The sequence below is a fragment of the Eubacterium sp. BIOML-A2 genome (genome assembly GCF_009680135.1).
In the GTDB taxonomy this organism is placed as follows: Bacteria; Bacillota; Clostridia; order Lachnospirales; family Lachnospiraceae; genus Faecalicatena; species Faecalicatena contortus_B.
In genome coordinates this window covers 1-17,766 of record NZ_WKZK01000027.1, presented here as the reverse complement: position 1 = coordinate 17,766, position 17,766 = coordinate 1, and the positions used below count along the sequence as shown (strand labels likewise).

17 protein-coding genes and 1 other annotated feature are annotated in these 17,766 nt (G+C 46.8%); of the genes, 13 read left to right on the top strand and 4 right to left on the bottom strand.

The features are described from left to right. Nucleotide 1: 1 nt before the first annotated feature. The 10 genes from GKG43_RS11275 (at nt 2) to GKG43_RS11230 (ending at nt 9,308) form a co-directional block, all read left to right on the top strand. Nucleotides 2-436: a MarR family transcriptional regulator gene (locus GKG43_RS11275; RefSeq protein ID WP_025655297.1), complete on the top strand. Its 435-nt coding sequence runs from the start codon at nt 2-4 to the stop codon at nt 434-436. A gap of 75 nt (nt 437-511) precedes the next feature. After that, on the top strand, nt 512-1,360 hold the full coding sequence (gene thyA / locus GKG43_RS11270) for a thymidylate synthase (protein WP_050641378.1): 849 nt from the start codon (nt 512-514) through the stop codon (nt 1,358-1,360). A 109-nt stretch (nt 1,361-1,469) separates the two neighbouring features. After that, a complete protein-coding gene (locus GKG43_RS11265; protein ID WP_050641377.1) occupies nt 1,470-1,961 on the top strand; it encodes a dihydrofolate reductase in 492 nt (163 codons plus the stop codon). A gap of 42 nt (nt 1,962-2,003) precedes the next feature. Further along, the gene (locus GKG43_RS11260; RefSeq protein ID WP_055154601.1) at nt 2,004-3,026 is read left to right on the top strand and encodes a metal ABC transporter substrate-binding protein; all 1,023 of its coding nucleotides are present in this window, start codon (nt 2,004-2,006) and stop codon (nt 3,024-3,026) included. Beyond that, on the top strand, nt 3,013-3,726 hold the full coding sequence (locus tag GKG43_RS11255) for a metal ABC transporter ATP-binding protein (RefSeq protein WP_055154602.1): 714 nt from the start codon (nt 3,013-3,015) through the stop codon (nt 3,724-3,726). The genes GKG43_RS11260 and GKG43_RS11255 overlap by 14 nt, the downstream gene beginning before the upstream one ends. Further along, on the top strand, nt 3,716-4,543 hold the full coding sequence (locus GKG43_RS11250) for a metal ABC transporter permease (RefSeq protein WP_055154603.1): 828 nt from the start codon (nt 3,716-3,718) through the stop codon (nt 4,541-4,543). Before GKG43_RS11255 ends, GKG43_RS11250 begins: the two co-directional genes overlap by 11 nt. A 21-nt stretch (nt 4,544-4,564) precedes the next feature. Next, complete coding sequence (locus GKG43_RS11245; protein WP_055154604.1) at nt 4,565-5,194, top strand: lysoplasmalogenase; 630 nt, start codon at nt 4,565-4,567, stop codon at nt 5,192-5,194. 182 nt (nt 5,195-5,376) lie between these two features. After that, nucleotides 5,377-5,629 (top strand) — a binding site (T-box leader). Between the two features lie 222 nt (nt 5,630-5,851). Further along, a complete protein-coding gene (ilvB, locus tag GKG43_RS11240) occupies nt 5,852-7,570 on the top strand; it encodes a biosynthetic-type acetolactate synthase large subunit (protein ID WP_050641372.1) in 1,719 nt (572 codons plus the stop codon). A gap of 20 nt (nt 7,571-7,590) precedes the next feature. After that, entirely contained in the window at nt 7,591-8,100 is a 510-nt protein-coding gene (gene ilvN, locus GKG43_RS11235) for an acetolactate synthase small subunit (protein WP_025655305.1), read from the top strand. Nucleotides 8,101-8,246: 146 nt separating this feature from the next. Beyond that, the gene (locus GKG43_RS11230) at nt 8,247-9,308 is read left to right on the top strand and encodes a branched-chain amino acid aminotransferase (RefSeq protein ID WP_278314361.1); all 1,062 of its coding nucleotides are present in this window, start codon (nt 8,247-8,249) and stop codon (nt 9,306-9,308) included. 266 nt (nt 9,309-9,574) lie between these two features. Here the strand turns inward: GKG43_RS11230 and GKG43_RS11225 are convergent, their stop codons facing one another. Genes GKG43_RS11225 through GKG43_RS11210 form a run of 4 tightly spaced genes read right to left on the bottom strand, consistent with a single transcriptional unit; the run spans nt 9,575 to nt 14,284 of the window. After that, nucleotides 9,575-10,654, bottom strand: coding sequence for a LacI family DNA-binding transcriptional regulator (locus GKG43_RS11225; RefSeq protein WP_055155303.1), 1,080 nt, complete (start codon nt 10,652-10,654; stop codon nt 9,575-9,577). A 36-nt stretch (nt 10,655-10,690) separates the two neighbouring features. Continuing rightward, the gene (locus GKG43_RS11220; RefSeq protein WP_050641369.1) at nt 10,691-11,566 is read right to left on the bottom strand and encodes an aldose 1-epimerase family protein; all 876 of its coding nucleotides are present in this window, start codon (nt 11,564-11,566) and stop codon (nt 10,691-10,693) included. Between the two features lie 28 nt (nt 11,567-11,594). Beyond that, the gene (locus tag GKG43_RS11215; protein WP_055155304.1) at nt 11,595-12,299 is read right to left on the bottom strand and encodes a hypothetical protein; all 705 of its coding nucleotides are present in this window, start codon (nt 12,297-12,299) and stop codon (nt 11,595-11,597) included. Continuing rightward, nucleotides 12,296-14,284, bottom strand: a complete 1,989-nt coding sequence (locus GKG43_RS11210) for a beta-galactosidase (protein WP_055155305.1) — start codon at nt 14,282-14,284, stop codon at nt 12,296-12,298. The genes GKG43_RS11215 and GKG43_RS11210 overlap by 4 nt, the downstream gene beginning before the upstream one ends. 246 nt (nt 14,285-14,530) lie before the next feature. Here GKG43_RS11210 and GKG43_RS11205 point away from each other — a divergent pair, with 246 nt between their 5' ends. The 3 genes from GKG43_RS11205 to GKG43_RS11195 all read left to right on the top strand — a co-directional run bounded on the left by GKG43_RS11205 (nt 14,531) and on the right by GKG43_RS11195 (nt 17,689). Beyond that, entirely contained in the window at nt 14,531-15,868 is a 1,338-nt protein-coding gene (locus GKG43_RS11205; protein ID WP_050641366.1) for an extracellular solute-binding protein, read from the top strand. Between the two features lie 112 nt (nt 15,869-15,980). Beyond that, nucleotides 15,981-16,856 (top strand): sugar ABC transporter permease, encoded by an 876-nt coding sequence (locus GKG43_RS11200; protein WP_050641365.1) that lies wholly within the window; start codon nt 15,981-15,983, stop codon nt 16,854-16,856. Continuing rightward, nucleotides 16,853-17,689, top strand: a complete 837-nt coding sequence (locus tag GKG43_RS11195; protein ID WP_055155307.1) for a carbohydrate ABC transporter permease — start codon at nt 16,853-16,855, stop codon at nt 17,687-17,689. The genes GKG43_RS11200 and GKG43_RS11195 overlap by 4 nt, the downstream gene beginning before the upstream one ends. The last annotated feature ends 77 nt before the right edge of the window (nt 17,690-17,766 follow it).

Below are 17,766 nucleotides of genomic sequence, written 5' to 3'. Positions count from 1 at the left end.
CATGGAGCGAAGAAACCAGCCGATTGGATTTACTATAAAACAGATCAACAACGTCTTTGAGAAAGACTTGAACGGAAAGCTTAAAACTATTGGAATTACAGCTTCCCAGTGTGCGGTGCTGGATTATCTGTTTCATACGAACAAAGAAGAAGTGAACCAGAGGGATGTAGAACGCCATCTGAGTCTGAAGAATCCAACGGTAACCGGACTCTTAAAGAGGCTGGATGAAAAAGGTTTTATTCTCTGTGTCCCCAACGCAGCTGACAAACGGAGAAAGAATATTTATCTGACAGAAAAGGCATATGATATTCAGCGCAGGATGGAAGCTGACCGCAGAAAGATGGACAGAGAGATGACCAGAGGAATGACAAAAAAAGAGATTGCGGCATTAAACAGAGGTCTGGAGAAGATGCTTTATAACATCTCAGACCCATAAAAAATAGATGGGAATTTTCAGAATATTCAGAATATGGTAAGCAAAGGGGTCAGACCCCTTTGAGGAAGGAGCGACATGAGTTACGCAGATAAGGTTTTTATTGGAATGTGCCGGGATATTATTGATCATGGCACCAGTACGGAGGGGGAAAAGGTGCGTCCCGTGTGGGAGGATGGCGCGCCGGCTTATACAGTAAAACGATTTGGGGTTGTGAACAGGTATGATCTGAGGAAGGAGTTTCCGGCGCTTACGCTGCGCAGGACGGGGATTAAGAGCTGTGTGGACGAGCTGCTTTGGATCTGGCAGAAGAAGTCGAATAATATTCATGAGCTGAACAGCCATATTTGGGACAGCTGGGCTGACGGGGATGGTTCGATTGGGAAGGCTTACGGGTATCAGATGGGCGTGAAGCACCAGTACCGGGAAGGGATGATGGACCAGGTGGACCGGGTGATCTACGATCTGAAGAATAATCCCTACAGCCGCAGGATCATGACCAATATTTATGTACATCAGGATCTGCATGAGATGAATCTGTATCCTTGTGCTTATAGTATGACGTTTAATGTGACAAAGGAAAATGGAAGCGATAAGCTGACGCTGAATGCGATTCTGAATCAGCGGTCTCAGGATGTGCTGGCGGCTAATAACTGGAATGTGTGCCAGTACGCGGTGCTTGTCCATATGCTGGCGCAGGTTTGTGATATGCAGCCGGGGGAATTTGTACATGTGATTGCGGATGCTCATATTTATGACAGGCATATACCTCTGATTGAAGAGCTGATTTCCAGGGAGCCGCTTCCGGCGCCGCAGTTTTGGCTGAACCCGGAAGTGAAGGATTTCTATGCCTTTACGACGGATGATGTGAGGCTGGACCATTATGAGACACATCCTCAGATTAAAAATATTCCGATTGCAGTATAGAGGGGCAGTCAGAAAGCGCAGAACGTAGATGGAAGGCTTTTACAAAGTTACTGGTTTACTGCCGTCAAATACGGCATTTGAAAATTCGGATAAAACAGGAGGATAATATATGAAATTGATAGCTTCAGCAGATAAGAACTGGGGAATTGGCTTTAAAAATAAATTGTTGGTGAGCATTCCGACGGATATGAAGTTTTTCCGTCAGACGACTACGGGGAAGATTGTAGTGATGGGGCGTAAGACTCTGGAAAGTTTTCCGAACGGGCTGCCTTTAAAAAACAGAACTAATATAGTATTGACGGGCAACAAAGATTACCGTGTAAAAGACGCGGTTATTGTCCATACTCTAGAGGAACTGCAGGAAGAATTGAAACGTTACCAGTCGGATGATATCTATGTGATCGGGGGAGAAAGAATTTACCGCCAGCTTCTTCCTCTCTGCGATACCGCTTATATTACCCGGATTGACCATGCGTTTCAGGCGGACACATTTTTGCCGAATCTGGATGAACTGGAAGAGTGGACGATGACAGAGGAAGGGGAGGAGCAGACCTGCTTTGACCTGGAATTCAGATTTACCAAATACGAGAGGCAGGCATAAGAATGCAGCAGTTATCTTGCTGGGAAAAGGAAGTGGTGTTACATGGCCGGCATTTACAATGGAAATGGAAAAACAACAGCAGCGGTTTGCCGGAAGAGGACAACCGTTTTGCTGATGTGTCTGTTATTCGGTATGTCTTGCTTTCTGTCAGGCTGCTCTAAAGCAAAGCAGCAGGAAGGAACAAGCGCGGATGACCACAGGATCAAAGTGGTTACAACCATATTTCCCCAGTATGATTTTGTCAGGCAGATTGCAGGCGGCAGGGCAGACCTGAAGATGCTTCTGAAGCCCGGGGAGGAGAGCCATTCTTATGAGCCTACTCCTCAGGATATCATAGCCATCCAGAACTGTGACCTTTTTATCTATGTGGGCGGGGAAAACGACGAATGGGTGGAGGACATCCTGTCCTCAATGGACACGGGCAGGATGGCAACACTCCGCCTGGTAGACTGTGCGGATACTGTGGAGGAAGAACATGTAGCTGGGATGAAGGAAAATCACCGGGAAGAGGAAGATAATCCGGGGGAATATGATGAACATGTGTGGACATCTCCTAAAAATGCGGTGAAGATTGTGGATAACATCACGGAACTGCTGTGCAGTGCAGACGCTGATAATGCGGATGCCTATAAGCAGGATGCAGAAACCTATATACACAAACTTGAGGATCTGGACGCACAGTTCAGGCAAGTGGTGGAGGAATCTGACCGGGATACCATTCTGTTTGGGGACAGGTTTCCGTTCCGCTATTTTGCGGATGAGTACGGACTCAGGTATTATGCTGCATTTCCCGGATGCGCCTCGGATACGGAACCCAGTGCGGCCACCATGGCTTTTTTGATTAACAAAGTGAAGGAAGAAAAAATACCGGTCGTTCTAAAAATGGAACTGAGCAGTGATCATATTTCCCGGGCCATTGCAGAGGCAACAGGGACGGAAGTAAAAGTGTTTTACAGCTGCCATAATATCAGCGCGGAACAATTTCAGAATGGCGAAACATATTTGAGCCTGATGGAAAAAAATGTAGAGACATTAAGGGAGGCATTGTCAGATGGCACTGATTAAATGTGAAAACATTTCAATTGCATACGAAGGCCAGACGGTTGTGCATGACCTGTCTTTTCAGGTGAGTGAAGATGACTATCTTTGCATTGTCGGGGAAAATGGTTCCGGCAAGAGTACTCTGGTGAAAAGCATTCTGGGGCTGAAGAACCCGGTAAAGGGGAAGATTATCCTGGGAGACGGCCTTTCCCAGAATGAGATCGGGTATCTGCCGCAGCAGACGGATGTACAGAAAGATTTTCCGGCAAGTGTCTATGAAGTGGTACTGTCGGGGCGGCTGAACGGCCGGGGGATGCGTCCCTTTTATACCGGAGCGGACAAGCGCAGTGCAAAAGAGAATTTGGAACTGCTGGGTATCCGGGAACTGGAAAGACAGTGTTTCCGGGATTTGTCCGGTGGACAGAAGCAGCGGGTTCTGCTTGCCAGGGCTTTGTGTGCTACCAGGAAATTACTGCTCCTGGATGAGCCTGTAACCGGCCTGGACCCGATTGTGACCCAGGAGTTTTATCAGCTGATTAAACAGATCAACAGAGATTCCCGGATTGCAGTGGTTATGGTATCCCACGACATTGAAAGTACAATGGAATATGCCAGCCATATACTGCACCTCCAGGAGACGGCCCTGTTCTTCGGGACGGCAGAAGAATACAGGAACAGCGAGATTGGAAAGGCATTTCTGGGAGGTGGACAGCGTGTTAGATAAATTAATTGAAATGTTCTCCTATCCGTTTATGGTAAGGGCCATACTGGTGGGGACAATGGTATCGCTTTGCTCTGCCCTTCTGGGAGTCAGCCTCGTGCTGAAGCGGTATTCCATGATCGGGGACGGCTTGTCCCATGTGGGATTCGGTGCCCTTGTCATTGCAGCCGCAGCCAATGCTGCACCGCTTACAGTGGCTATTCCGGTGGTGGTTCTGGCGGCGGTTCTTCTGCTGCGGATCAGCGGCAGCAGCAAAATCAAAGGGGATGCGGCTATTGCACTGATTTCAACGAGCGCTCTCGCGGTGGGAGTTATGGTGATATCAATGACCACGGGCATGAATACAGATGTCTATAATTATATGTTTGGAAGCATTCTGGCCATGAGCAGCGGGGATGTCAGAATGAGTGTCCTCCTTTCTGCGGCAGTACTGATTTTATATATTCTGTTTTACCATAAGATTTTTGCAATCACATTCGATGAGACTTTTGCTCTGGCAACGGGGGTAAAAGCCAATCTCTATAATACATTGATCGCCGTTCTCACAGCGGTTACTATTGTTCTGGGCATGCGCATGATGGGGGCGCTGCTGATTTCAAGCCTTATTATATTCCCGGCACTGACTTCCATGAGGGTGTGCAGGACATTTAAAAGTGTGGTTATAAACTCGGCGGTCATCTCCGTCGTATGTCTGTTTATCGGTATTACTGTCTCCTACGTATGGGCAACACCGGCGGGCGCAAGTGTAGTTATTGTAAATATCGGTGCGCTGTTGATCTATACGATTGTGGGGGCAGTGAAGAATAAAACCTTTCAGTAAACAGATGGAAAGGGGGGGCGTATGTTAGGGATGGAGGCAGTATTCATGGCAGTCTTCGGTCTGGTATATTTTTTTCGAAAAGAGAGCGGCAGCAGGAAACCGCTTATATTTAAGGCACTGGCTACGTTTATGCCCGTACTGATGGCGCTTTCTTTTGCCGTATCTTCGCAGACTCCTATGGCTTGGTGGACCTTTGCCGGGATTGTCTGCTATATGGCTGCGGACGTACTTCTGGAAATATGGTTTCTGGCAGGCGTTGCCTCTTTCGGAGTGGGGCACATCTGTCTGATAACCGGTATTCTGCTGGATGGGTGTGGCTGGCGGAACGCAGTCATTTTGTTTGTAATTCTGTATGGGTTTATGTTTTTGATTCTCAGTCCTCACCTGAACAGACTGGAAAGACGGCTGCTGGTTCCGGGTTTTGTCTATGCGGCATTGCTTTGCTTCATGGCGGCTTTTATGGCGTCCTGGGGGATGAATGACGGCAGTATGCCGGGGATCATCAGAGGAGCAGGAGGGATCTTTTTTGTTATATCGGATACGATTCTGGGTTGGAGCTATTTGAGCGGGAAAAGAGCCCGCTGGCACAGCGCGGTACTTCTGACGCTTTATTATCTGGCTGTATATTTTCTGGCGGTCAGCCTGTACTGAGGAGGGCTTTTACTCCCGGGGCAAAAGCTCATGATTAGAATTCCGATTATATTTTATCATTGACAAAGTGAAAAGCAGACACTATAATAAGTATAACTTTCAGCAGTTTAAAGCTTACCCAAAGGGAATTGTATAACAGAGGCCCTGCGGGCAGATTTTTATATACTGCGGAATATGGATTGTGAAATGCAGTGATAAGGAGGAGTACATAATTACCGGAAGCTAAGAGAGAAGGCGGCAGGTGCGAGTCTTCGTGAAGGGATTGTGGAAGTAGCCTTTGAGCAGTGGACCGAACAGGTGGAAGCCCAAGTAAGCTCCAACGTGATTCCTACGTTACAGGGAAGCAGTATCGGACAGTGGTTCCCGTACTGACAGAGTGCAGAGAAGATTTCTCTGAATTTAGGTGGTAACACGGATTGGATATTCGCCCTAAGCTAGCAATAGCTTAGGGTTTTCTTATGATATAGGAAATTCCTTTGGAATTTCCTATATCACAAAAACCCTCCGGGGGATGCACACGCCGCGATAAGGTATATAGCCGCAAGGCGGCATCGCGGCGGCGCCAAAATGTGCAAACCCCTTATGAGTGGGGGAATGGGAAGCCCATGTGGGCTTGCCCGCTTTGTTTTGATTTAGGAAATTCAAGGAGGTATAAGTATGAGACAGATTTCAGGAAACAAATTATTGGTTAAGGCGCTGAAGGAAGAGGGGGTAGATACCCTGTTTGGCTATCCGGGGGCATGTACGATTGACCTGAGCGACGAACTATACAGACAGGATGATATCAGAGTGATCCTTCCGCGGCATGAGCAGGCCCTTGTGCACGAAGCGGATGCTTATGCCAGGACAACTGGAAAAGTCGGCGTATGCCTGGTTACAAGCGGGCCTGGGGCAACCAACCTGGTAACTGGCCTGGCAACGGCTAATTATGACAGTGTGCCGCTTGTATGTTTTACGGGGCAGGTAGCCAGACACCTGATCGGAAACGACGCATTCCAGGAGGTTGATATCGTAGGTATCACCAGAAGTATCACAAAATATGGGGTGACGGTCCGCAATAGAGAGGACCTGGGCCGGATTATAAAAGAAGCTTTTTACATAGCCAGTACAGGGAAACCGGGGCCGGTTCTTATTGATCTGCCGAAAGACGTGATGGCAGAACTGGGCAGTCCGGAATATCCTTCTGATGTCAACATCCGGGGGTACAAACCGAATACTAATGTACATATCGGGCAGCTGAAGAAGGCGATTAAGATGCTGAACAAGGCAAAGAAACCACTCTTTCTTGCAGGCGGCGGAGTCAATATCGCCAGAGCAAACAGCATTTTTACTGAGGTTGCAGAGAAGACGAATGTACCGGTAATAACGACGGTTATGGGGCGCGGAGCGATTCCGACGAATCATCCGCTGTACATAGGTAATCTGGGCATGCATGGTGCGTATGCAGCAAATATGGCAGTCAGTGAGTGCGACCTGCTTTTTTCCATAGGAACCAGATTCAATGACCGTATTACGGGTAAGCTTCATGCATTTGCCCCAAAAGCACAGATTGTACATATCGATATCGACACGGCGGCCATTTCCAGAAACATTCATGTAGATATCCCGATTGTAGCTGATGCTAAGGAAGCAATCTTGAAAATGCAGGAGTATGTTGAGCCATGCAATACAACGAAATGGCTGGGGCAGATCGGCGAATGGAAGACGAACCACCCCTTGGATATGAAGAAGCACGCCGAGATGGGCCCGAAAGATATTATAGACGAGATCAACCGGCAGTTTGATGAGGCCATTATTGTAACAGACGTGGGACAGCATCAGATGTTTGCTGCGCAGTATGCGGAGATCACCGAGAAGAAACGGATCATCATGTCCGGTGGGCTGGGTACCATGGGATATGGTTTTCCGGGAGCGGTCGGCGCCAAGCTGGGTAATCCGGATACGCCGGTCATCGCTATTTCCGGGGACGGGGGTATGCAGATGAATATCCAGGAGTTCGCAACTGCGGTGCTGGAAGAACTGCCGGTGATCCTCTGCGTATTCAATAATGCATATCTCGGCATGGTACGGCAGTGGCAGAAGCTGTTCTACGGGAAGCGATACGGCATGACAAACCTGCGCTCCGGTGCGCTTTTCCGCAGGACCGATGGAAAAGAGATGCCGGAATACACACCGGATTTCATAAAACTGGCAGAGAGCTATGGGGCAAAGGGGATCAGAGTCACCAAAACGGAAGAAATCTCTGCTGCCTTTGAAGAGGCAAAGAAGAACACGAAAACACCGACCCTGATAGAATTTATCATTGATCAGGAAGAGATGGTATTCCCGATGATCCAGCCGGGAGGGACTCTGGAAGAGATGATTGTGGACTGTTAGCATCGAAAGGAGAGAAGAGCATGGAGAACAATACAAAAAAAAGATGGATCTCATTATTCGTAGAAAACCAGGTGGGTGTCCTGTCTAAAATATCCGGTTTATTTTCCGGTAAATCCTATAATCTGGACAGTCTGACAGTGGGGACTACAGAGGATCCTACCATTTCAAGGATGACGATAGCAACTGTCAGCGATGATGAGACATTTGAACAGATTAAGAAACAGCTGAACCGGCTTGTGGAGGTAATTAAAGTCATAGATTTTACAGACATTTTTGTGAGAATGAAGGAAATTTTGTATGTAAAGGTCAGAAAATGCACACCGGAAGATAAGGTGCAGCTCTTTCAGATAGCAGAAACATTCAAGGCGAGAGTGATTGACTATGGTAAAGACAGCCTCCTGCTGGAATTCGTTCAGACAGCTACAAAAAATGATGCGGTCATTAAGCTCATGAAGGAAGAGTTTAAGAACATTGAAGTCGTACGCGGGGGCAGCGTCGGCATCGAATCCATCAGTATGATGGAGCGTTAAAGCGTGCCGGAAGCCGGGCGGTTAGATGTGTAACAGTTCTGGCTCGCATAAACTATTACGCCAGCGGAATAGCTTGTTAAGAAAAAACAGAGCGCACTCTTGAATTTTAGTGGGAGAAGTATTATAATTGGCTCATAAACAGTGATTTGCAGAATGAAAGCAGAGGATCGGAGGAGTTACAGATGGATAAGAAAAACATTGACTGGGAGAACCTGGGGTTTGCCTATATTGAAACGGACAAAAGATATGTGGCTGACTTTAAGGATGGCAAATGGAACGAAGGCGGGCTGATTGACGACCCTAATATTACGATGAACGAGTGTGCGGGCGTCCTGCAGTATGCACAGACAATCTTTGAGGGGCTCAAAGCATACACGACGGAGGATGGACATATCGTGGCGTTCCGCCCTAATTTAAATGCACAGCGTATGGTGGACTCCGCGAAGAGACTGGAGATGCCTGTATTTCCGGCTGAGCGTTTCGTAGAGGCGGTGGTGCAGACCGTAAAGGCAAACGCCGCCTATGTACCGCCCTATGGGTCAGGAGCAACCCTGTATGTCAGGCCTTACATGTTCGGAATCAACCCGGTGATCGGTGTAAAACCGGCTGATGAGTTTCAGTTCCGGGTATTCACAACACCGGTCGGCCCTTATTTTAAGGGGGGAGTAAAGCCTCTTACCCTGTGTGTATCTGATTTTGACCGTGCGGCTCCATGCGGGACCGGGCATATCAAGGCCGGACTGAATTATGCCATGAGCCTTCACGCAATCGTAACAGCACATGCAAATGGATTTGACGAGAACATGTATCTGGATTCTGCAACAAGAACAAAGGTGGAGGAAACCGGGGGAGCGAACTTTATCTTTATTACGAAAGACAACAAGGTCGTGACACCGCATTCAGATACGATCCTTCCTTCTATAACAAGACGTTCCCTGCTCTATGTGGCAGAGCACTATCTCGGCCTGGAAGTGCAGGAGAGGGATGTTTATCTGGAGGAGGTAAAAGACTTTGCGGAATGTGGACTCTGCGGTACTGCTGCTGTTATCTCTCCGGTTGGAAAGATTGTTGACCATGGGAATGAAATCTGCTTCCCGAGCGGAATGGAGAAGATGGGGCCGACAATCCAGAAACTGTACGACACACTGACCGGTATCCAGATGGGACAGATTGAGGCGCCGGAGGGGTGGATTCAGGTAATTGTATAGTAAAAAAAATGTGTAACAGTTCAGGCCTGCCTGAACTATCAGAGAAATGTAACATTATATGAAAAAGCAATCCTGACAGGCTGTTGACAGCGTATAGGGATTGCTTTTTGTATCTTATAGGAAAGCCTATAAGATACAAAGGCCCTCCCGGCGGGATGTGCACGCTGCGATAAGGTATATAGCCGCAAGGCGGCATCGCGGCGGCGCCAAAGCGTGCAAGCCCCTCATGAGTGAGGGGGGAAGCCCATGTGGGCTTGCCCGCTTTGTCATAGATTATCTCTCGGAGAACCGGTTGCGAACAGCTCTGTCTGAAGTGTCTCATTCATGTAGTATTTTGCATTGGATGCCATTACAACCTCTAGTTTGTTATACATCAGCGAACTGGACGGGTGAACCTTTTTAAGAAGATAACGGTGAAGAATTTTCACGGCAAAGTATCCCTGGTTAAAAGGTTCATGACAGATGGTAGCGGTGATATATTTATTTTTTAGCCGTTCAAATATATGTTCATTTAAATCATAGCCGACAATCACGGGAGCAGGGTCTAGGTTGAGAGCCTGCACCGCATCGGCCGTCTGTACAAGTGCGTCAAAACTGACATAGATACCCTGGAAATCCGGGGATTCCTTCAGGAGATCCAGCAGTACCTCATATACGCGGGAACCGTCACGGTTGAAACGTTCAATGCGTTTGATATTCAGGTGCTCATGCTTGGAGAGTTCCTTGCGGAAACCGGTGATCCTCTGTTCGATTGCATAAACCGAATCTTTCAGGGTCAGCACGAGCAGATCGGAGCGGTCCGGAAGAAACCGGGAAAATAATTCCCCTGCAAGGATGCCTGACTGAATATAGTCACAACCGATATAGCAGAGCTGATTGGCTGTGGGGATCTCCACGTTGATGATGACAACCGGGAATCCGCTGTTGGAAAGCCGGTCGATCTCGCTTGCCAGCATCCGGGGGTTATTCGGAGCAACGGCTATTCCGTCGTATCCTTTCTGAGGAAGGGTGCGGATTAGTTCCAGCTGCTCTTCCGGTTTCATCATATCGGTTACAAAATAATCCACAATAACGCCCTGGGACGCCAGATCGTTCTGGGCAGTGCTGACTCCGCTCTGAACCTGGGCCCAGAAAAATGCCGGCTGGGAGAAGACAATGACTGCAATGTGGAATTCCTTTTGCATCACCAGTGAGCGGGCGGTTTCATTCGGAATATAATTCAGTTCTTTGAGCGCTTCCAGTACCCTCTTACGTGTCTCGGGTTTTACATTGGGGTGGTTGTTGAGCACACGGCTCACGGTCCCCCTTGAAATTCCTAATTTTTTTGCTATTTCTGAGGTTGTCATTCTAAACTCCTTTACTTATTGCTTTTATACAGACGTCTACCGGATGGTGATGCTCCATGACTTTTCACATGAGCAGCCCAAAGGCAGTGAAATCAGATTTTTCTGCTGTTCCAGATCTTCGATAACTCCTTTTCGGGAAGGAAGGGAGCACCAGGGTTCGATACAAATATAGCCGGCTTCGGTTCTCGGGCAGTGCCAGAGTCCCAGATAAGGAAAGCCGTCGAACTGTACGTTCACAGAGTGAGGTGATTTATCTGAAGCAAGAGTGATCTCTGAACCGGCATTTTGAAGTATGAGTGCGTCTCGGTCAAACAAACTGTGTCTCAGCGCAAGCCTGCTGTCTGCGGCAAGCTTAAATTCCTCTGCCGCATCAGTTACGAAACAATCTTCTGAAAAAATCAGCTGCTCCGGACGGCAGCCGGACTCAAACTGCAGAACATAGTCTTCGAAGCACAGCGTCTGATCCAGAGGGACGAGGAATCCGGGATGCCCGCCCAGGCCAAAGTACATGGTTTCATCGCTGTGATTTTCGATGTGGTAGGTGATATGAAGTGTCTGTTCTTTCAATTCGTAGCAGATAGAAAAACGGAAGGAAAAAGGGTATTGCCTGATCGTTTCTTCTGTATCCTCGAAGTACAGTACAAGCCGGCTGTCGCTGCGGCTTTCGCATAACATTTCGGAATCTTTTAAAAATCCATGAATATCCAGGCTATAAGTTTTACCCCGGTAAGTATACTTCCCGTCCGTCAATCTTGCAACATAAGGAAAAATATTAGGCGCACGGTCCGCCCAGTATTCCGGATCACCCTGCCAGAGGTATTGTGTTTTATCTGGCGTGCAGATGGATTGAAGTTCGCCGCCGTGTGATGAGACATTAACATTTAAAAATGGATTGCAGATCGTATAGTTCATGTATAGAATCCTCCTTGTTTGATGGGCTTCAGACACAATACTTTTCCCAGAACGCTGTGAGTAAAGGCAGCGCCTCGTGCTCATAGTGAATGATTTTGACCGGACGGCTGAACTTTTCTGTGAGCTTTTGGGCAGCTTCACTGAGAGCAGTACAGGGAGACGTATACCACGCTTCACTCTTCAGTGTGTCTAAAGTTCTAATTTCCGTTATTGTACCATTTTCTACCAATAAAACAACATCAAACCAGATAAATTCTGATTTTGTTACAACAAAAAATACAATTTGCCTGTCATTTAAAAATTTTCCGGCATAATCCAGAGCTTTCCGGTAAAATGTGCCGGAACACTTTCTGCGGGAATAAATGTCGATCCCTTTATGGCAACTGTAATAATCTGTAATGAAGTCCAGATATTGCATTGTATTCTTCTCTTCCAGGCTGATACTCTGCACTGAGGTGTAGTAGTGGACAAGGGCAGCGTATTCAAGCACATGGATTTCGTCGATATCAGGATACAGCTCAAAAAGCCGGCAGGAAGGAAATTCTTCTGCCTGATATTTGGAAAAAGGAAGAGTGCAGGCCGTATTATCAGAATCTGCAGCTTTACTAATAATTCCCTGATCATGCAGGATATACAATATTTTGCGGCGTGGATTCAGATATTCCATCAGTTCACCCAAATGCCGCCAGGTGTAAGGATAAATGTCTAAATATTTGCAGTCAGGATGAATCATGGCAGTACCTCCCATATGCTGATCGAGTAGGCGGGCATACATAGAGAAATGGCATCGGTGCCCTCTTTGCGGCCGGCATTGTATTTAGGTTTAAAGGTTTTCTTTCCCGAGAATTCTATGGTGCATTCCTGTGTGCGGCTGAGTGTATTTGCAGCCCAAAGGAAAACCGTCTCATCCCGGTAATGGCAGCTAAGTTCAATCCCCTCGTCCCGGGTTTTGAATGGAACGGGAATATCGAGTTCATTTAAAAGCTGGGCATCCACCTTGGTACAGAGACGGACATTGTCCAGTCCTGCAGCCTTTTCCAAAATGTTACAGGGGAACATTTCCATGTTAAGATAAGGAAGTCCGGGCCCCAGAATCAGTGTTTTCCCGGCGTGTGCGTATGAAGCGAGTGCATCTTGTGCAGCTTCGGACATGAAGTCGTAGGAGGATGCAAAAATATAGTCATACGAAAGCATTTTTTGGACGGGAAGGTGGGTGTCGCTGATGTTGAAATCGATTTGCAGGAGCGAAAGTTCCCGGATTGTATTTTCGATCCAGAATTCGGAAGCCCAGTGCGAGTTATCTTCATCAAAGTGTTCGAAACCAAATATATTTCCGATGGAAAACAGTTCCGAAGGAAGATTGAATCCGGGAGCGAAGGTATTCACATCCAAAGGGGCAAAGTCCATGGAGGATAAAACGGCTTTTATCCGGGCACAATCATAATTCTTCAATACAAGTACTTTTGGTTTTCTAAAGAATTCCCAGTACCTGTTCTCGTATAAGAAATTCTGGAAGCGCCTGTAGAATTCGAAGTAACCGCTGCGTATCCGGTTATCTCTTGTAATGGGACTGCCCTGCCACCGGTCTCTCTCCACCAGCATATAATAATTAATTGCTTTCAGTCCGTTCATAAATGCATAGTATGTGGTAAATTCCTCCTCTTCCGGCAGAAATGTTTCGGGAAATTCAAACCAGACCCCGCTTCCGTATTCCGGCACAAAGGGCAGTATACTGCTTCCGCTCATATAGCGTATCTTTTCCCTGATTGGTTTTAGGGCGGTACGGTTCGGATACATGTCAATCCCGCAGATATCCACGCATTCGCGTTCGATACGGATGTTATCAACAGGCGTGTAGTAATGGTAACCGGTATTCTGATAAAAAGGCAGGCAGACCCCTCTTTCCCTCCACATATCTGCGAAACGGCGCAGACACATGCATATCTGAAATTCTTTGTATTCTGCCCAGTCCAGATAATAAGGAAGATCCTCTCTGCAGGAACCAGAGAAGCCATGTGGCGGCTCTATCTCACTGAATTCCTTCCAGGAACTTCTGTATACGCTGTTCAGAGTCTCGATGGAAGTGTATTTGTCCTCCAGCATTGTGCGGTAAAGCGCCACAGAGTCAGGGTGGTAATCGGAAACATAAGGCTGCTCCCTGAAAAAATAGCAGGTTTCATTATCAGACTGTATTGCAATTATATTGCCGTTTGGATAGGTATGTTTTCTTATAATCGGAGCGAGCGCATCGAAATACACTTCAACTTCCCGGTAAAAAGCCTCACTGGCATAACTGGGCACCGGGATCACCTTGGGCGAGTGAGGGAGGTTTACCGGCGTACGAAAAGGGGAACGGGCCTGAATGGCTGTATCATACACGATTCGTTTCGGGTAGCCAAAATAAGTCATCTCCGAGTTAATGTGGGGACCCGGGCGGACGTGAACAAAAAGACCGAGCTCTTCACACAGCGTAAGAAACGCATCCAGATCCTTTCTTTTATCAATCCTTCCGAAATCAAATTCCCCGCGGGAGATTTCATGTACTGACCAGGGAATGTAAGTTTCTATAATATGGAAACCCATTTTCTTCACGTTTTCCAGAATATCCTTCCATAACGTGCGGTCCAGCCTCCAGTAATGCACGGCGCCGGAGTAGAGTGGTAGCAGTTCGCCATCCAGCGAAATGCCTTGAGGTGTAACTTCTGCTCTTTTTTTCATGATACGTACTCCTTTTTAAAAACTGAATGTTACAAAATGTTACAAAACAAGGATTTGTATAATTGTATTATAACATTTGTAATATTAAGAATCAATATTAAAAAACTCAATCTGCTATTTTGACGAAAAAAACAGTTATAAATTGGTATATTTGCACATAAAAAATCAATTAACAGGACTGGGAATGTACGATATGATAAATAAAACAATATTACACGTGTACAAAACAAAAGTGGAGGAGAAACAATGAAGAAAAAGAGAATGATTGCGGTTCTGTTAACCGCAGCGATGGCAGCAACCATGTTTACAGGCTGTAAAACAAAAGCTCCCGAATCAGAGAGCACGGAAAGCAAGGCAGACAGCGGAAAAAAAGTTCTGACATTTAATACGAACTCCTGGGCTGCGCCGCAGAACGTTCCGGGTCTGCAGGAGCTATTTGACCAGTGGGAGGAGGAGAATAATGCAGAACTTGAAATCACGATAGGAACGGATGATTACCTTCCAAAGCTTCTGCAGGATATTAATGCAGACAATGTGGCCGATATTTGTATGGTAGACGGCTCGAATCTGGCGGAAGTAGACAAAACCGGCGCAATGGTATCTCTGGATCAGTGGTTTACCGAAGAGAAAAGGGCGGAACATTATCCCTACGCTGCAGAAGGAAGCATGGTAGATGGAGAAGCAAAAGCAGTCTGGTTCCACGGCGGTCTCTGGAATCTTTATTACAGAGAAGACATTTTAAAAGAGGCGGGATATGACGCACCTCCGAAAGATTGGGACGAGCTGCTGGAAATGGGGAAAAAGCTGACGGTTGACGAAGACGGCGACGGCGTAATTGACCAGTATGGGCTTGGGATTCCTGCGTTTCCGGATGCCGTTACCTCTTGTACACTCCTGCCGTGGTTCTGGGGGCATGGTGAAGGCGCTGAGCTGACAGACGGAAAAGAAAAAGTGATATTCGGTGAAGGCAAGAGCTTTGATGCGATGCTTGATACCATGCAGTTCATTCAGAAACTGATTGATGAGAAGATCGTGGCCGAGGATATTGCATCTGTGAAGTTTTCAGACGTAGAAGCTAATTTTGTAGGCGGTCAGACGGCTATGGCTATTCTCGGAAACTGGCATTACCCTCTGATGAAAGATTCCGGCGGCGAAGAGTTTATCTCTAAGGTTGGTATTGCGGATATTCCGGCAGTTCCGGGGCAGGAGCCGTGCACAACAGCCGGAGGCTGGACACTTGCTATGTTTACCGATGACCCGGAGCAGCAGGAGCTTGCCTGGAGCTTCATAGATTTCTACAGAAGTGTGGAGGTACAGACACTTTTCACCAGAATCGGACAGATGTCAAGTCTGTTGGAAGTATATGAGCAGGATGAATTCAAGAATGACCCTGTTTGGCAGGCGTATTCCCAGGGCCTCTATGCGGCTAAGCCAAGAGATGCAGTAGCATTCTACAGTGCTGCAGACGAATCTTTTAAAGAGATTGTACAGAGTGCGGCTACCGGAGAGACTGATCTGGAGGGTGTTATCAAAGAAGAGGCAGAGAAAGCACAGAAATCGGCTGATGAGATTATGAAGCAGTAGAAATTGAACGAACGTGGAAATGGCTCATTTCAAATTTGCAAATGAGCCATTTTACGTAAAGGTTCAGACAGGTTTGAACCTTTACCATTTTCCAATAATAGCGAGGTGCAAGATGGGAAAATTTATTAGGAAGCATATATACCTGGTTTTCATATTACCTGCATTAATATGGATTGGGATTTTTACGATTTATCCGTTTTTCTATTCCTTCTATATTAGTGTAACAGACCTGAATCTACTTCGGATGGGGACTGAGGAAATCATCGGCATGAAGAACTATGTGGAACTGTTCCAGAACAAAGATTTCATACACAGTTGTGTTGTATCGCTGAAGTTCTCGGCAGTTGTAGTTGTGGGGCAGTTTACCCTTGGGTTTGCACTTGCCTTTCTTTTTCAGAAAAAGAGACCTTTTTCTGGTATCGGGAGAACAAGCGTCATACTGCCGTGGGTCGTACCGCCGGTGGCTCTTGGCCTTATGTGGAAATGGATTCTAAGAAGCGGAAAAATGGGGCTTTTGAATGCGGTATTAATCCAGCTCGGCGGCAGTCCTAAAGACTGGCTTGGCAGTGATATGGCCCTGACTACCTTAATGTTTGTCACTGTCTGGATCGGAGTTCCATTTACCTTTATGCTTGAGATGGCGGGGCTGCAGAAGATTCCGGGAGAGCTTTATGAAGCAGGCGCCATAGACGGCGCAAACGGGTTTCAGAAATTTATATATTTAACAATACCTATGATGAAGAGTACATTTTTGATTAACCTGATTATGATCACAATCGGTACCATCGGGTACTTTGATATTATATATGCCCTGACAGGGGGCGGACCTAAAAATGCCACAGAAGTACTGCCGCTGTACATGTATAATTCGGCATTCAAGTTCCACCAGCTTGGGCAGGGAGCGGCTATGGCTGTCATCATGCTCCTCATAAGCCTGATACTTACCGTTGTATATATGTTTGTATTTAAGGGGGAAAGTGAAGAATGAGAAAATGGAAAAAGAAGGCCAGGCCGGTCGGAGTTTACATATTGTATATCCTTGTAATATTAGCTTTTCTAACACCAATATACTGGGTAATCATCACGTCCTTCAAACAGCCCGGAGATATGTTTGCTTATCCCCCGCAGTGGTATGTGTCTAACGGAACCCTTGCCCATTATAAAAAGGTGCTGCTTGAAACCATGATGCCGATAGGATTTCGGAATTCCTTTATTATCAGTTCTGCGACTGTTCTGATTGCGGGGGTTTTGTCTGTACTGGCAGCGTATGGGTTTTCCAGATATAAGTTCAAGGCAAATAAACCGCTGATGCTTCTGCTTCTGATAACGAAGATGCTTCCGGCGAGTGTATTGATTGTTCCGCTGTACGTTATGATGAACAATATGAGGCTTCTGGATACATTTCCGGGGATTATAGCCGTATATGTATCCATAAATATTCCGTTCTCAGTCTGGATACTCAAGTCGTTTTACGATTCCATACCAAAAGAACTGGACGAGGCGGCGCTGATTGACGGCTGTTCTACGTTCGGAACATTTACGAAAATATTATTACCGCTTACGATGCCGGGAGTTATCGCAACTTCGGTCATTACATTTTTTACCTGCTGGAATGAATTTGTTATTGCCATGACGCTGACCTCCAGCACAAAGATCCAGCCGATGTCAATCGGACTGTACACATTTATGACAGAACAGGGCGTAAAATGGGGCCCGATAACCTGTGCGACAGCGATTGCGATATTTATACCTGCCGTGCTGTTTATCATCTTCCAGAAGCATTTTATTTCCGGCATGACAAGCGGAGCAGTGAAAGGATAGGCGCGTCCAGAAAAGGGCGGTTGGTTTAGTGGGTGGAAATCCCATACGGCAAGGTGTAGCGAGCCACCGTTAGCGAG

Excerpts from the sequence above, each read along its gene's own strand:
- GKG43_RS11275 (WP_025655297.1), top strand. The coding sequence starts at position 2 with ATGGAGCGAAGAAACCAGCCGATTGGATTTACTATAAAACAGATCAAC.
- thyA (WP_050641378.1), top strand. The coding sequence starts at position 512 with ATGAGTTACGCAGATAAGGTTTTTATTGGAATGTGCCGGGATATTATT.
- GKG43_RS11265 (WP_050641377.1), top strand. The coding sequence starts at position 1,470 with ATGAAATTGATAGCTTCAGCAGATAAGAACTGGGGAATTGGCTTTAAA.
- GKG43_RS11260 (WP_055154601.1), top strand. The coding sequence starts at position 2,004 with ATGGCCGGCATTTACAATGGAAATGGAAAAACAACAGCAGCGGTTTGC.
- GKG43_RS11255 (WP_055154602.1), top strand. The coding sequence starts at position 3,013 with ATGGCACTGATTAAATGTGAAAACATTTCAATTGCATACGAAGGCCAG.
- GKG43_RS11245 (WP_055154604.1), top strand. The coding sequence starts at position 4,565 with ATGTTAGGGATGGAGGCAGTATTCATGGCAGTCTTCGGTCTGGTATAT.
- ilvB (WP_050641372.1), top strand. The coding sequence starts at position 5,852 with ATGAGACAGATTTCAGGAAACAAATTATTGGTTAAGGCGCTGAAGGAA.
- ilvN (WP_025655305.1), top strand. The coding sequence starts at position 7,591 with ATGGAGAACAATACAAAAAAAAGATGGATCTCATTATTCGTAGAAAAC.
- GKG43_RS11225 (WP_055155303.1), bottom strand. The coding sequence starts at position 10,654 with ATGACAACCTCAGAAATAGCAAAAAAATTAGGAATTTCAAGGGGGACC.
- GKG43_RS11220 (WP_050641369.1), bottom strand. The coding sequence starts at position 11,566 with ATGAACTATACGATCTGCAATCCATTTTTAAATGTTAATGTCTCATCA.
- GKG43_RS11215 (WP_055155304.1), bottom strand. The coding sequence starts at position 12,299 with ATGATTCATCCTGACTGCAAATATTTAGACATTTATCCTTACACCTGG.
- GKG43_RS11210 (WP_055155305.1), bottom strand. The coding sequence starts at position 14,284 with ATGAAAAAAAGAGCAGAAGTTACACCTCAAGGCATTTCGCTGGATGGC.
- GKG43_RS11205 (WP_050641366.1), top strand. The coding sequence starts at position 14,531 with ATGAAGAAAAAGAGAATGATTGCGGTTCTGTTAACCGCAGCGATGGCA.
- GKG43_RS11200 (WP_050641365.1), top strand. The coding sequence starts at position 15,981 with ATGGGAAAATTTATTAGGAAGCATATATACCTGGTTTTCATATTACCT.
- GKG43_RS11195 (WP_055155307.1), top strand. The coding sequence starts at position 16,853 with ATGAGAAAATGGAAAAAGAAGGCCAGGCCGGTCGGAGTTTACATATTG.